Annotated in this window: 14 protein-coding genes; 2 read left to right on the top strand and 12 right to left on the bottom strand. The window is 44.5% G+C overall.

Annotated elements, in window-relative coordinates:
• Positions 1-26: 26 nt before the first annotated feature.
• From EUBC25_RS13090 to spoIVA, 11 genes are all read right to left on the bottom strand, one after another.
• Positions 27-764: a tyrosine-type recombinase/integrase gene (locus EUBC25_RS13090; protein ID WP_230105925.1), complete on the bottom strand. Its 738-nt coding sequence runs from the start codon at positions 762-764 to the stop codon at positions 27-29.
• A gap of 54 nt (positions 765-818) precedes the next feature.
• A complete protein-coding gene (locus EUBC25_RS13085) occupies positions 819-1,358 on the bottom strand; it encodes a stage II sporulation protein M (RefSeq protein ID WP_230105924.1) in 540 nt (179 codons plus the stop codon).
• Positions 1,359-1,443: 85 nt separating this feature from the next.
• Complete coding sequence (locus EUBC25_RS13080; protein ID WP_230105923.1) at positions 1,444-2,013, bottom strand: NUDIX domain-containing protein; 570 nt, start codon at positions 2,011-2,013, stop codon at positions 1,444-1,446.
• 96 nt (positions 2,014-2,109) lie between these two features.
• Complete coding sequence (rny, locus tag EUBC25_RS13075) at positions 2,110-3,663, bottom strand: ribonuclease Y (protein WP_230105922.1); 1,554 nt, start codon at positions 3,661-3,663, stop codon at positions 2,110-2,112.
• Positions 3,664-3,735: 72 nt separating this feature from the next.
• Positions 3,736-4,353 (bottom strand): regulatory protein RecX, encoded by a 618-nt coding sequence (locus EUBC25_RS13070; RefSeq protein ID WP_230105921.1) that lies wholly within the window; start codon positions 4,351-4,353, stop codon positions 3,736-3,738.
• The gene (gene recA / locus EUBC25_RS13065; RefSeq protein WP_230105920.1) at positions 4,353-5,393 is read right to left on the bottom strand and encodes a recombinase RecA; all 1,041 of its coding nucleotides are present in this window, start codon (positions 5,391-5,393) and stop codon (positions 4,353-4,355) included. Before recA ends, EUBC25_RS13070 begins: the two co-directional genes overlap by 1 nt.
• 164 nt (positions 5,394-5,557) lie before the next feature.
• Positions 5,558-7,087 carry a sodium:solute symporter family transporter gene (locus EUBC25_RS13060; RefSeq protein ID WP_230105919.1) on the bottom strand — a complete coding sequence of 510 codons (1,530 nt, stop codon included), beginning with the start codon at positions 7,085-7,087 and terminating at the stop codon, positions 5,558-5,560.
• 203 nt (positions 7,088-7,290) lie between these two features.
• On the bottom strand, positions 7,291-7,767 hold the full coding sequence (locus EUBC25_RS13055; RefSeq protein ID WP_230105918.1) for a methylglyoxal synthase: 477 nt from the start codon (positions 7,765-7,767) through the stop codon (positions 7,291-7,293).
• 39 nt (positions 7,768-7,806) lie between these two features.
• Positions 7,807-9,381, bottom strand: coding sequence for a putative ABC exporter domain-containing protein (locus EUBC25_RS13050; protein ID WP_230105917.1), 1,575 nt, complete (start codon positions 9,379-9,381; stop codon positions 7,807-7,809).
• Between the two features lies 1 nt (position 9,382).
• Positions 9,383-10,075: an ABC transporter ATP-binding protein gene (locus EUBC25_RS13045; RefSeq protein ID WP_230105916.1), complete on the bottom strand. Its 693-nt coding sequence runs from the start codon at positions 10,073-10,075 to the stop codon at positions 9,383-9,385.
• Positions 10,076-10,275: 200 nt separating this feature from the next.
• Positions 10,276-11,748: a stage IV sporulation protein A gene (spoIVA, locus tag EUBC25_RS13040; protein WP_230105915.1), complete on the bottom strand. Its 1,473-nt coding sequence runs from the start codon at positions 11,746-11,748 to the stop codon at positions 10,276-10,278.
• A 192-nt stretch (positions 11,749-11,940) separates the two neighbouring features.
• Here spoIVA and EUBC25_RS13035 point away from each other — a divergent pair, with 192 nt between their 5' ends.
• The gene (locus EUBC25_RS13035; protein ID WP_230105914.1) at positions 11,941-12,828 is read left to right on the top strand and encodes a quinate/shikimate dehydrogenase; all 888 of its coding nucleotides are present in this window, start codon (positions 11,941-11,943) and stop codon (positions 12,826-12,828) included.
• A 19-nt stretch (positions 12,829-12,847) separates the two neighbouring features.
• A complete protein-coding gene (gene aroD, locus EUBC25_RS13030) occupies positions 12,848-13,615 on the top strand; it encodes a type I 3-dehydroquinate dehydratase (protein ID WP_230107609.1) in 768 nt (255 codons plus the stop codon).
• Between the two features lie 74 nt (positions 13,616-13,689).
• Here the strand turns inward: aroD and EUBC25_RS13025 are convergent, their stop codons facing one another.
• Positions 13,690-14,331 (bottom strand): PepSY domain-containing protein, encoded by a 642-nt coding sequence (locus EUBC25_RS13025; protein WP_230105913.1) that lies wholly within the window; start codon positions 14,329-14,331, stop codon positions 13,690-13,692.
• Positions 14,332-14,412 lie beyond the last annotated feature (81 nt).

The following is a 14,412-nucleotide window of genomic DNA, read 5'->3' as shown; positions in this document are numbered from 1 at the left end:
AAAATTCCCGTTATGAAACTGCCGTCTTAGGAATGCCGAAGCATACTTGGAGTGATAGTCCCTTTGATTCCGGCTTTTGCCGCATACCCTTTCAGTATCTTCCAAAAGCCCTGCCGGCTCATTTTCTTTCCGCTGATATTTGGAAAGAGGACGTCGGAATCACGGCCTTTCAAAAGTGGCTCTCTTCCATTTTTTAAATAAGTACGCAAAGCTTTCAATGCCTGTTTATCAATCGGATATGCATTTTCATTTCCGCTAAGGCTGCACTGCAGATATCCCATTTCCATGTTGATATCCTGAACCCTCAGAGCTACAAGTTCTTCCACCATAATTCCGGTAGAATACAAAAGTTCTATCATTGCCTTGTCTCGAAGAAGCTTCGGAGTCTTGCCGGAAGGTACGGAAAGAACCTTCTCCACATCTTCCTTTGTTGCACTCTTTGGTTCCCTTCTTTCTACCTTCGGACTTGTCAGACAATCTGATACATCTTCCGTAATATATTTCTTTTTCAGCAGATAATGAAAGAATCCCTTTATTGAAGCGACATTTCTTGATATCGTTGTATTCGTCAGCTGCTGTTTTTCCATAAAAAGCATATATGAAGTCAAATTTGTGGAAGTAACTTCATCCGCTTTATAGATATCCTGTCCTGCCAAATAGCGCACAAGTTTCATCAAATCGCGGCGATACGCCATCTCCGTATTGACAGATATTCCCTTTGTCGCTTTTAAATACTCAACATACTCTAAAACTATTTTCTCCATATTCTTTTATCTCCCATCGTATAACTTAGATTATACGAAGAAAATTCAAAAAAATCAAATTGTTTTTAGCACAATTTTCATAAAAATCGGATTTGTGTAACACTCCAATATAATTCCGACTAAAATCACTGCCGCTACTGCTATCGTTTTTGTCAAATTCCAGCGTATCTGCGGATAAAGATACAGATGCCACAGCACAAGCCCATATCCCGCTGCATAAAAGATTCCCTGCGGAAAAAGCGCCGCCAGACATACAAGAATTCCCTTTATTCCAAGCTGCATGATAGCTGCCGTAAACAGAATACCCAGCAGGAAGCCTGTCCAGGCCAGTACTCCTGTCGCTGCCCACCGCCGAAATTTTATTTTCCCGGCCAAAGTAAGAAGCACAAGCGGCAGAATCCTTATCGGCAGGATATACCAGAAATACTCTTCTGCCTGAATTTCCGTATGAAGATACTGGCTCATATAATATTCACTGAACATTCCGCCCGAAGAAAGATATTGCCCAGACATAATATTCGTATACAAAATTCCCAAAAGGAACCCCGCCATACAGAAAATGAAAAAAATTCTGCCATAATCCCTTGTTTTCACCCGCATACCTCCATGCCTGACTCTCATGTCACAAGATATTTCATTATATGCCGGTTATTCAAGGATATGCCTTTCCTGTATTCTTTTATTTTCCTGTCTTCCTCTTCTCCATCCGGTCCTGACAGTATTTTACTTCATAAGCCAGAATTGCCGCTACTGTTTTGGAGTCCTGAAGCTCACCGGAAAAAATCTTCTCCTTCAGCTCTTCCATTGTATACGCTTCCACATCAATAAATTCATCCTCATCAAGATGCTGTCTGGAAGGGATCAGATTACGGGCCGCAAACACCTCAATCCTCTCGTTACAGAACGCTACTGTTGTGTGCAGTGTCAAAAGCGGTTCCAGATGTTCGCACCGGTATCCCGTCTCTTCTTCCAATTCCCTGGATGCGCATTCAATGCCTGGTTCTTTCGGATCATCCAGCTTTCCGGCCGGTATTTCTATCGTTTCCCTCTCCAGGGCATTGCGGTATTGTCTCACCATCAGGATCCTTCCGTCCGGCAGCACCGGAATAACAGCGGCTGCTCCGTCATGATGGATATAATCCCATTTGGCCGTATGTCCGTCCGGAAATTCCATAGTATCTTCGTATATATCAATCACTGCGCCTTTATGCACCAATTCTCTTTTTATTCTTTTGATCTCTTCACTCATAATTTTTATTCTCTCCTGTCCATATAAAATAAAGTGGATTCCCCTACTAAAAAAGAGTTCCGCTCACGGAACTCTTTTTTATTTCAGACTTATCATCTATTTGGCATAATCTGTAACCCTTGATTCCCGGATTACATTTACCTTTATCTGTCCTGGATACTCCAATTCATACTCAATCTGCTTGGAAATATCTCTTGCCAGTAATACCATATCTGCATCAGATACTTGTTCTGGAACTACCATAATACGAATCTCTCTACCGGCCTGAATAGCAAAAGATTTCTCAACGCCCTTAAACTGGTTGCTGATATCTTCTAATTGTTTTAATCTGTTTGTATATGTTTCGATGGTTTCTCTTCTTGCGCCAGGTCTTGCAGCTGAAATAGTGTCTGCCGCCTGAACCACGCACGCAATCAGGGATTCTGGCTCCACATCGCCATGATGAGCTTCTACCGCATTGATCACAGTTGCTGATTCTTTGTACTTTCTGCAAAGTTCTACACCAATCTGGATATGGGATCCTTCTACATCATGATCGATGGATTTACCGATATCATGTAAAAGTCCAGCTCTCTTTGCAAGACGCACATCCAATCCAATCTCGCCTGCAAGAAGACCTGCCAGCTGCGCAACTTCAATAGAATGTTTCAGCGCATTCTGACCATAGCTGGTACGGAATTTCATTCTTCCAAGGAGTCTGATAAGCTCCGGATGGATTCCGTGAACACCTACTTCAAGAGCAGCCGCCTCTCCTTCTTCCCGGATAACAGCTTCCACTTCTTTCTGTGCTTTCTCCACCATCTCCTCAATCCTTGCGGGATGAATACGTCCGTCAACGATCAGCTTTTCAAGGGCAATTCTTGCAACCTCTCTTCGGATCGGATCAAATCCAGACAATACAACCGCTTCCGGTGTATCATCAATAATAAGTTCTACACCTGTCAGGGTTTCCAGCGTCCGGATATTTCTTCCTTCACGTCCGATGATTCTTCCTTTCATTTCATCGCTTGGGAGCTGTACAACAGAAATTGTTGTCTCAGCCACATGATCTGCAGCACATCTCTGGATAGCAGTCACGACATAATCCTTTGCCTTTTTCTCTGCTTCTTCCTTCGCCTGCGCTTCCATTTCCTTTATCATTTTTGCAGTATCATGTTTCACATCGTCTTCAACAGTTTTTAACAAATACTCTTTTGCCTGTTCGGAGGTAAGTCCTGAGATTCTTTCTAGTTCCTGTACTCTTTGCTTGCTCAGCTCTTCCACCTTTGCTTCTCTGGCTTTAAGCTGCTCTTCTTTTGCTGTAAATCCTGCTTCGCGCTTCTCGATCGCTTCGGCCTTTTTGTCCAGAGATTCCTCTTTGGATAAGACTCTCTTCTCATAACGCTGTAATTCCGCCCGACGTTCCTTTGTCTCTTTCTCGAGCTCATTCTTCGTTCTGATAGATTCTTCTTTAATCTCTAAGAGGGATTCCTTTTTCTTGGCCTCTGCCGTCTTCACTGCGTCATCAATGATCTCACGGGCCTTGCTTTCCGCACTTCCGATTTTAGAATCTGCATTCTTCTTCAGATTGGAAACCGTGACGAAATGACTGATGACTGCTGCTGCTATAACGAGCACTGCAGCTACAGCAATAAATATTCCATACGGCACAGGAGCACCTCCTTATTTAATTTTCATTGTACAAATACAACAGTTAAATTTTATACTGTTTTCACAAAGATGTCAAGCATTCCAATCGGGAACTTGTATCACTTGACGGATATCCTCATATCGAAAGCCTTTCCTTGTCAGATATGCGCACAATTTCTGTTTTTCTTTAAAAGTTGCCGTCGCCGGATCATAATGCCTTTTCTTGGCAAGACGGCGGATAGCATCCAGTGCATCTTCCTGCCCGTACACTTCCTCCAGCGCACTTTCCACCTCTTCCCTTGAAAGTCCTTTTTGTAGAAGAAGACTCTGGATTTCCCGCCTGCTTTTGCTTTTCTTACGGTTCTCGGCGAAACGTCTTGCATAATCTTCGTCATTCACATACCCAAACGACTTCACATAGTGCAGTGCGTCCTGGACCGCCTCCTTTGGATAGCCCCCCTCTTCCAGCTTGGACCGAAGCTGGCTTTCTGTCCTTTCCATGGCATTCAGAAGGTGCATGGCGCGAAGCCTTGCCCGCTTTCTTATTACTTCCTCAATCTGAGCCAGCACAGTCTCTTCCAGAACAGCTCCCTCCCGGATATGATAACGGGACAGCTCGCCTTTGTACAAGACAAAGGCGGGCTGTCCGTCTAAAAATACTCTGTATTTTGTTTTTCCTCCTGCCACAGCTTCAATCTGTGTCACTGTCATTATTCTTCCTCTTTCTTCTCTGCCTCGTCATCCTCTGCCGCGCTGCCGTCAATGTGATAATGGGCTCTTACCTTTGCTTCCAGCTCCTCCATAACATCAGGATGCTCTGTCAGATAGTTCTTGGCATTCTCTCTTCCCTGGCCGATCTTATTTCCATTGTATGCATACCAGGCTCCGCTCTTATTTACAAGGTTAATGTTGGTTGCAAGATCCAGAATATCTCCTTCTTTTGAGATTCCTTTTCCAAACATGATGTCAAACTCTGCCTCTTTAAACGGAGGCGCGATCTTGTTCTTCACGATCTTGACACGTACATGATTTCCTACCATCTCGCCGCCCTGCTTCAATGTCTCCGTTCTCCGAATATCCATTCTCACAGAAGCATAAAATTTCAAAGCACGTCCGCCTGTGGTCGTTTCCGGATTTCCGAACATTACTCCCACTTTTTCCCTGAGCTGATTAATAAAGATCACCACGCAGTTGGATTTGCTGATAACCGGGGTCAGCTTTCTAAGCGCCTGGGACATCAGCCTTGCCTGAAGACCGACATGGCTGTCTCCCATATCGCCTTCTATCTCCTGTTTTGGCACCAGAGCCGCAACAGAGTCAATTACAATAATATCCATGGCCCCGGAACGCACCATTGTCTCCGAAATCTCCAGCGCCTGATCTCCACTGTCCGGCTGTGAGATATACAGCTCGTCAATATCTACGCCTATATTTTTAGCATAAACCGGATCCAGCGCATGTTCCGCATCAATAAATCCGGCAATTCCTCCTCTTTTCTGCACTTCTGCGATCATGTGAAGGGCAACTGTTGTCTTTCCGCTTGATTCCGGTCCGTAAATTTCAACGACACGTCCCCTCGGAACGCCTCCCACTCCCAATGCCAGATCAAGGCTCAAAGATCCGGTGGGGATCGTTTCTACAGCCACCTGCGCCTTGGGATCGCCCAGTTTCATCACCGTACCTTTTCCGAAGTCCTTCTCTAATTTTGCAATCGCTGCATCCAGCGCTTTTATCTTCTCTTCATTAGCCATAACATACTCTCCTTGCTGACACGAACGAATGTTCGCTCTTACTGTTTTATATACTATTATAGTTGCTTTCAAATGTCAATACACTTTTATTAAAACCTTTTGCGCAGACATAATTATAACACAGCATTTTTGAATATGTCAACCTATATACAAAGTCTCTTGCCTTAATCCTCCTTCAGGGAATGCTTCTTTTTGACGGTAACTCTCTCCTCATAGCAGGCAAAAATTCCATCCAGGTGATCCTTTGACAGTTTAGGCGTTGCCAGACTCACCACTGGAACGATGATCATTCCGGCAAGCATGGCAATAGCCCCCGCATTGATAGAAGACTCAATGTAATGAAGAAACATATTGGACACTGTAATTCCCACTCCTGCTATAAAGCTTGCCCATACAGCCGCTCTTGTCACGCCCTTCCAGTACAGACCGTACATGAACGGCGCCAGAAACGCACCTGCCAGAGCTCCCCATGAAATTCCCATAAGCTGTGCAATAAAGGCAGGCGGATCCAGAGCGATGACAACGGACAGTACGATGAAGAACACGATCAGCACCTGCATCACCGCAACCTGCTTTTTTTCACTCATCTTTTTAAACACAGTGTCTTTCAGAAAATCCAGCGTCAGGGTAGAGCTTGAAGTCAGGACCAGTGAGGAAAGCGTGGACATGGACGCTGAAAGCACCAGTATTACTACGATTCCCACCAATATATCCGGAAGCCTGGATAGCATAAAAGGAATAATGCTGTCATAAACCACCGCTCCGCTTCCGTCATAAATCTCTGCCGAATCAAACAATCTTCCAAATCCTCCAAGGAAGTAACATCCCCCTGAAATCACAACTGCAAATAAAGTAGAGATCACTGTTCCGGTATGGATAGATTTTTCATCCCGGATGGCATAAAATTTATGGATCATCTGTGGGAGTCCCCAGGTCCCCAGGGAAGTAAGGATCACCACCCCGAGAAGATTCAGAGGATCCGGACCAAAAAATGAGGTAAACGCTCCCGGCTGCCCCATAGTGACAGGAACGTCGCTTGGAATTTCAGCCATCTTGCCGACCGCTTCCATAAATCCGCCCTGCCCGCTCAGTACAGCTCCTATTACGGCAACAATACCGATCAGCATAATGATCCCCTGAATAAAATCATTGATCGCTGTAGCCATATATCCACCCAGTATCACATACACAGCCGTGATAACTGCCATGATCACAACGCACCATGCATAAGGAATATGGAACGCCATCTCAAAAAGCCTGGACAGCCCATTATAAATAGACGCTGTATACGGCACAAGAAAAATAAATACAATCGCTGAAGCAGTAATTTTCAAAGACCTGCTCTCGTATCTGCTTCCGAAGAAGTCCGGCATGGTCCTTGATTTCAGATGTTGGCTCATAACCCGCGTCCTCCTGCCCAGGATCACCCAGGCTAAAAGGCTGCCGATCACTGCATTCCCAATACCGATCCATGTTGAAGCCAGACCGTACTTCCAGCCAAACTGCCCGGCATATCCTACAAATACCACAGCAGAGAAATAAGAGGTCCCATAGGCAAAAGCGGTGAGCCACGGGCCTACAGAGCGGCCGCCTAGTACAAAGCCGTCTACACTGCTGGTATGTCTTCTTGCATAAATCCCAACTGCTATCATAACCGCAAAAAACAGGATCAAAATAATTAATTTTACTGCCATTTCTTTTCCCTCTTCTTTCTTTTTAGCTTTAAACCGTAACGCTTTAACGTGTTAAATTATTTATTAAAAAAATAACATACTTTATCATACTGTGTCAAGAAGAATTTTCCTATTAAACCAAAAAAGGAACCAAAACAGAAAATCTACCGATCCTCTGTTTCAGCTCCTTGTCTCATTCTATATTATGTATCCGCGCAGCCTTTCTATTTCATTTTCTCTACCCGATCCTGGATCGTCTTGTTGAAATTCTCGATCTTTCTGCTGTATGGTTCATTCATATATTTAGAATGAAGCATAAAATCTGCAGTGGCAAGGTTATTTGCAATCGGAATATCATAGACAACTGCAATCCGCAGCAATGCTTTTACATCCGGATCATGAGGCTGTGCTTCCAGCGGATCCCACAAAAAGATCATAAAATCAATCTGTCCTTCCACGATCTTGGCACCAATCTGCTGATCTCCTCCCAGAGGACCGCTGCAGTATCCTTTCACAGGAAGCCCGGTGCGCTCTGCGATCAGACGGGCTGTTGTACCTGTCCCGCACAGAAAATGACTCTTCAAAATATCCTTGTTCCTGTCGCACCATTCTACCAGCTCCTGCTTTTTGCCGTCATGGGCGACAAGGGCAATATGCTTTGCCTTTTCAATTTCCAGTGTAACATAATCTTCTGACAACATTTTTTCACCTTCTTAGCTGATTTTTTTCTATGCCGCTTCTTACTCCCACTGTTCCATAGACTCAAATCTGGGAAGACTTAAAGCAGCGATCAGAACTGTTATTATCATACTATAAACCGGAACAATTAGGAAGAGCAAATTGAAATTTAAAATTCCTGCCACTACAGCAAGAACAACTCCGATTCCGATAATACCTCCCTGGACACCCATGCGGAAAAACTGCTTTGCCGTTTCCCCCAGCGTATTTCCGAAGATACTCTCTCCCAGAACTTTGATATACAGGCGATTTGCCTGCAAAACCACATAAGTTGCAATGATCATCGCCATCTGATAGACAGGAATCTTCCAGGCGATCCCTACCGGAACAACAAAAATCGTCACATCGATCAGTGATCTGATATGATCCATCAGCGTAGCATACCAGAGTTTTTTGACTGCCGGAGCCGGGATTAAATAAATATACGGAAGTTCCAGTTCCTTTCCCCATTTTCCGAGAAATCCTGTACTGACAAATGTCATATAAGCGATCACTCCCATCAAAACAGTTCCCGGGGGAAGCTGAGGCGGAAATTCTGCTGCAGGATCTATAAATACAATGCAGACTATCGCTCCGATCACTGCAGTCAGTGTAAAACCACCGAATATGAAGAATCTTTCCTTTTTGTACTCAGACAGCTGCCGATAAAAAATTGCTTTTGCGCCTGTCCCTCTGTATGTTGCTCTGGCTGCCCGGTATTTCTTCTTCCCTAAAGAAAATGAACTTTCTCCCTTTTTGCTTTTCTCTTTCAGTTTCTTGTAATCATCAGCGAATTTCGCCGCGTCTTCATAGTATTCTCCACTGCATTTGATCCGGTATGCCGCCACAATCATAACGGCGCACAGCAGAATATAAAGGATCGTTCCTGCTATAGTCCACATATTTCCTCCTAATACAATGAAGCGTACAGCAGCCGTATTCCAGCCGGCCACAGGAATCATCTGCAGTATGGGAGACTCCAGAAAATGAAGCGCGCTGGCAAAACTGAATCCTTCCTTTATCAGATACCAGCCTGCAGTTGCAGCCACTGTCCCTAATATCAGAAAGATACCAATACGGACTGCAAAAATCAGTCTCTGAAATCTCTCTTCACCGGAATAAAGAAAGACGATCAGCCCTGCTTCAAATGCAGTCTCTGTAATAAAGGTAAAGAAAAACAGAAGGACCGCATTGGTCAGAGGTACATCAAATACCCAGAAAGCTGCCACTGAAAACAGCAAATCTGCCACAAATGTTACCGTATAATTCAGTATAGCGCCATGCAGCAGGACGATTTTTGAACTGATAGGTGCTGTAAATACCAAATGCGCATGGCTTGGCCTGAAAATAATTCCTTTCATTTTAGCGTAGGAAAGAAAGTTAGAGCAAAAAATAAAATAGATCCACACGGTCATCAGATAGACAATTCCTCTTTTGTCTTTGATGCCTCCGGTTTCGGCCAGACTCCCGAAACTGAAAATAATAAGGATCGCATACGCAATGATCAATACAAAGTACAGATAGGATACCGGCTTTTTCAGCGCCCGTTTCATACGGTTAATAAAACTTCTCTTTGTCAGATACCACAACGCCTTCATCCTATTCACCACCTGTCATCTCAAAGAACAGATCGTCCAGATCTTTATTGCCCACTTCTTCCTTGCGGTAAGAACCGATGATCTTTCCTTTTTTCATTACGTACATAATATCCCAGAGTTCCTCTACCATCTCCAGCATATGAGTACTGATCAGCACAGTCACCTGCTGCCTTTTCAACTCCAGAATTACTTCCTTGAGTTCTTTGATCGCCTGGGGATCCAGCCCCACCATGGGTTCATCAAAAAGAATAACCCTCGGTTTAACCGCCAGGGCGCAGCAGATGCTTACTTTCTGCATCATCCCCTTGGACAGTTCACTTCCCATCTTATCCTGCTTGTCCTGAAGTTCAAATCTTTCGAGCAGTGCATTGACCTCCTCTTCTGTAATATCAGAAGAATAAGCCATTTTCATATACTCAATATGTTCTCTTACCGTCAATGCATCAAACATAGCCGGAATTTCCGGAACATATCCAAAAATTCTTTTTGCTTCAAGTTCTTTGGACAAAATGCCATTGATCCTGATCTGTCCTGTGTATCTTAAAAGGCCTGCTATACTTTTGATGATCGTTGACTTTCCGGCGCCGTTTGGTCCCAGCAAAATGCCGATCTGTCCATCCGGCACCTGAAAGCTTACCCGATCTACCGCCAGGTTTTTCCCATAATATTTTGTTAATTCCCACACCTCTAACATCGTCTTCTCCTTCATCTGTCTGTGTTTTTATTGTATTATTATTTTAATACAATTATATTCATATGCCTTTTCTGTGTCAAGTCTTTTCTTTTGTACTTTGATTACTATTCACAGCCGTTTCAGACTTGGCAGCATGCGCGTTGTACTTGCACAAAAGCACTTGCTGCCAAGTCTGAAACAGAACTGCGAATAGTAACAGCCTATATAATAATGCAGACCATTCCTCCGTTGCTGTCATTGACAATTTTTTGCATGGTATCCTGCAGTTTTGCCTGGCTTTCATCATTGATCATGGAAATCTTGCTCTGCATGCCATCCATCACCAGTTCTTCAATAGATTTTCCAAAAATGTTAGTCCCCCAGATTCCTCCGTCAGAATCCTTAGCGTTCTTTATATAGCGGATCAAATCCTCTGCCTGTTGTTCACTTCCCACGATCGGGGCAATCTCCGTCTCAATATTTGCTCTGATCAGATGAATAGACGGAGCGTGGGAATGGATCTTCACGCCATACTTATTCCCCTGACGTATTACTACCGGCTCGTCAAGAGTAATTTCCTCCCTTACCGGTTTTACAACTCCGTATCCTTTCATCCGCACACTGGCAAATGCCCCCTGTACTCCTTCGTATTCTTTCTTCATCTCTGACAGACGATGGAGTTCCGATATCAGCTCATATTCCCCTTTGATCTGTGCTCCGGTCAGATCGCTTAAAACCTGATAATAATATTCCTCTCCTACTTTGATCTGTATTTTTACGCATCCGGTATCCATCTCGATTTTATCTACTCTCATCTCTTCTATGTATGGACTGTCCGGCTTTTCTATCCCTGCCGCCGCATCGCGGATCTCGCCCAGCTGTTCCATTACTTCCCGTATATGTACAAGAAGCTCCTGTTTGATATCATGTTCTCTTGGAAGCATCTCCACCCATTTGGGAATAAAAAACTGAACTTCGGCAATGGGAAACTCAAAGAGCACTGCCTTCATGATCTTATGGATATCTTCTTCTTTCAGCTGTTCACAATTCACCGGAATCGCCTGCACTTTGTACTGCTGCCTGATATATTCTGCCGTTTCTTTCGCTTCTTCGCTCATCGGTCTTTTGCTGTTCACCAGCACAACGAAAGGCTTTCCAATACTCTGCAGTTCCCGGATCGTGCGCTCTTCCGGCTCCAGATAGTTCTTTCTTTCAATCTCTCCGATACTTCCGTCTGTTGTTACTACGATCCCTATAGTAGAGTGATCATGGATCACTTTCTGAGTCCCGATGCCTGCAGCCTTTGTAAAAGGAATTTCATAATCAAACCAGGGGGTTTTTACTTTTCTCTCTTCCTTTCCTTCCTCATGCCCCACTGCCCCTTCCGTCATATATCCCACACAGTCGATCAGCCGTATTTTCACTGACACATCTTCTGTCAGGCTGATCTGGGCTGCCTCTTTTGGTACAAACTTGGGTTCTGTAGTCATAATGGTCCTTCCTGAGGCTGACTGCGGCAATTCATCCCTTGTTCTTGCCTTTGCATGTTCCTCCGTCATATGAGGCAGAACAAGAACATCCATGAATCTTTTAATAAATGTTGATTTTCCAGTCCTCACCGGTCCTACTACTCCTATGTATATTTCTCCGTTTGTCCTTACCTGTATATCCTTGTATAACTGATAATTGTCCATGTTCTCTGGCCCCTTCCACATATGCTGTTAGAATATATGCACTCCTTTCCCTGTTTAGAAGCTGCTTTCTCTGGTTTTTCATCTTTTAATAGCCTGTATCTATTGTTTCTGTGTTTATTTTGTATTGGATTGCAAATGCCTGTTTTGTTAAAATGTAAACAGATAAATACAAAGAAAGAGGAGCGAATAATCATGGAAAGACATCAGATTACCGGGCATACTGAGTTGATCGGTCTTATGGCATACCCCATCCGACATTCCCAGTCTCCGGCCACTCATAACGCTGCCTATGAAAAATTAGGCGTAGATATTGTAAATCTGGCATTTGAAGTAAATGCCGATGATCTGGAAGACGCCATCAAAGGGCTTCGTGCTCTGAAGATGAGAGGTTCCAACATCTCCATGCCAAACAAAACCATCGTACACAAGTATCTGGACGAGGTTTCTCCGGCTGCCATGCTCTGTGGCGCCGTCAACACTATCGTAAATAGAGACGGATACCTCATCGGTCACAATACAGACGGGATCGGATATGTCCAGTCTCTGAAAGACAACAGCATTGATCCTGCCGGAAAGAAAGTAACCATTGTCGGGTCCGGCGGCGCGGCAACTGCCGTACAGATTCAGTCTGCTTTGGACGGAGTCAGGGAAATGTCTATTTTTGCAAGAGATGACAGTTTCCGGGATAATGCACTGGAAACAGTGGATAAAATCAACAAAAACACAAACTGTAAAGCCACATTTTATCCTCTGGAAGACCTGGACTGCCTGAAAAAAGAGATGGCTTCCAGCTATCTGTTCACCAACGCCACCGGAGTCGGTATGAAACCGCTTGAGGGACAGACCTACATTCCCGACGCTTCCTTTTTCCCGAAGGAGCTGATCGTGACAGACGTCATTTACTCCCCCCATGAGACTGCCATGCTGAAAATGGCAAGAAAAGCGGGATGTAAGACCATGAACGGCCAGGGTATGATGCTCTTTCAGGCAATTGCCGCTATTGAGCTGATGCTGGGACAGCGCGTGGACAGTGAATACATGAAAGAAAAACTTGGCATTTCCTATGTCTATGAAGACTGATGTTCAGGGAGGTAAAATGATGCATACAGTAAAAATCAGAAATCTGGAACTTGGGGCTGGGATTCCCGCCATCTGCATCCCTAATGTAGGAAAAACGGAAGAAGAGATTCTCTCCCTTACCAGACAGTATAAGTCCATGCCCATGGATCTTATGGAATGGCGGGCAGACTGGTTTGAGGAAGTGGAACATACAGAACGGGTACTGGATGTGCTGTCTAAAATTCATGAAATTCTTCAGGATACGCCTCTTCTTTTCACTTTCCGCACCCAAAAAGAAGGCGGTGTCCATCCAATGGACACTGACTCCTACGTATCTTTAAACAAGTCCGCCGCCAGATCAGGACTTGCAGATCTCATTGATGTAGAGTTTTTCACGGGTGATGAGATCGTTGCCGATCTCATCCGTTTCATCCATGAAAACGGCGCAAAAGTTGTGGCCTCCAACCATGATTTTGAAAAGACTCCGGCCAAGGACGACATGATTTACCGTCTGCGCCGGATGCAGGATATGGGAGCTGATATCCCAAAACTTGCCGTCATGCCTCAAAACAAACGGGATGTGATCACTCTTCTTGCAGCCACAGAAGAAATGGCGTCTGATTATGCCAATCGGCCGATCATTACCATGTCCATGGCCGGAACAGGAAGCATCAGCCGTCTCTCCTGCGAAGCTTTCGGATCCTGCCTCACTTTCGGATCCGGCTCCATGGCTTCTGCCCCCGGACAGATTGCAGCGGGTGAACTCTACGATGTGCTTAAGACAGTACACAGCGCCCTGGGCTGTTAAGTCAAAAAACCCACCGGCAGAAACGGCTTTTCATTCAGCCGATTCTGCCGGTGGGTTTTTCTTAACATTATTTCCTAATATCTTTCTTCAGACCATTTCAGGAACTTTCCGGTCTGTGCATCAATCTCAAATTCATATTCCTTTTGCTGGTAGATGATATCTCCTTCATATACGTAATATCCGTCATCCAGTTCCAGCTCCATGCGGATATCTGCCTCGGTAGCTCCGCTGACTCTCTCAAGGGCCGCTGCCTTTGCATCTGCTTCACTCACTGCAACATTGGCTCCGGAAGTTCCGGATGCATTTGCGGTATTTGCGGTATTTCCACTGTTTGTCTGGTTCTGCGCTGTGTCTCCATTGCTTCCTGCCTGGCTCTGTACCGCATTTCCTCCGGTTGTCTCTACATCTGCACTTAGGATTGTTCCGTTTGTTCCATTAATTTCATAATCATATTCTTTTTCCGCCACAGTGAACTGTACGTCATACTGCAGGCTTCCATCATCCTGATCCTGACTTATTTTCATTCTTGTTGTATCAGACTCCTGTACACCTGCATCCTCTAATGCGATCTTTTTTGCTTCCTCCTGCCCAATATCGGTACTGCTTCCCGATGTATTGTTCTGTACAGTGCCGGCTCCCGAAACTCCGCATCCTGTCACTAAAACTGCCGTCATCATCACTGCTGCTCCAAGTATTTTTACTCTATTTCGTTTCATTTCTGTAATCTCCCTTCTTTTTCTTTGTTGTATTTACTATACCCACAAAAAATTAAAGTAAGATTAAAAAAGAAAAGTTTT

It is taken from the genome of Claveliimonas bilis, from assembly GCF_020892095.1.
GTDB classification, from domain to species: domain Bacteria; phylum Bacillota; class Clostridia; order Lachnospirales; family Lachnospiraceae; genus Claveliimonas; species Claveliimonas bilis.
This window is presented reverse-complemented; position numbering and strand designations above follow the sequence as displayed.

Bases quoted from the DNA above. Each gene is read 5' to 3' on its own strand.
- EUBC25_RS13045 (WP_230105916.1), bottom strand. From the start codon at position 10,075: ATGTTAGAGGTGTGGGAATTAACAAAATATTATGGGAAAAACCTGGCG.
- EUBC25_RS13035 (WP_230105914.1), top strand. From the start codon at position 11,941: ATGGAAAGACATCAGATTACCGGGCATACTGAGTTGATCGGTCTTATG.
- spoIVA (WP_230105915.1), bottom strand. From the start codon at position 11,748: ATGGACAATTATCAGTTATACAAGGATATACAGGTAAGGACAAACGGA.
- aroD (WP_230107609.1), top strand. From the start codon at position 12,848: ATGCATACAGTAAAAATCAGAAATCTGGAACTTGGGGCTGGGATTCCC.
- recA (WP_230105920.1), bottom strand. From the start codon at position 5,393: ATGGCTAATGAAGAGAAGATAAAAGCGCTGGATGCAGCGATTGCAAAA.
- EUBC25_RS13070 (WP_230105921.1), bottom strand. From the start codon at position 4,353: ATGACAGTGACACAGATTGAAGCTGTGGCAGGAGGAAAAACAAAATAC.
- EUBC25_RS13055 (WP_230105918.1), bottom strand. From the start codon at position 7,767: ATGTTGTCAGAAGATTATGTTACACTGGAAATTGAAAAGGCAAAGCAT.
- EUBC25_RS13090 (WP_230105925.1), bottom strand. From the start codon at position 764: ATGGAGAAAATAGTTTTAGAGTATGTTGAGTATTTAAAAGCGACAAAG.
- EUBC25_RS13050 (WP_230105917.1), bottom strand. From the start codon at position 9,381: ATGAAGGCGTTGTGGTATCTGACAAAGAGAAGTTTTATTAACCGTATG.
- EUBC25_RS13060 (WP_230105919.1), bottom strand. From the start codon at position 7,087: ATGGCAGTAAAATTAATTATTTTGATCCTGTTTTTTGCGGTTATGATA.
- EUBC25_RS13025 (WP_230105913.1), bottom strand. From the start codon at position 14,331: ATGAAACGAAATAGAGTAAAAATACTTGGAGCAGCAGTGATGATGACG.
- EUBC25_RS13080 (WP_230105923.1), bottom strand. From the start codon at position 2,013: ATGAGTGAAGAGATCAAAAGAATAAAAAGAGAATTGGTGCATAAAGGC.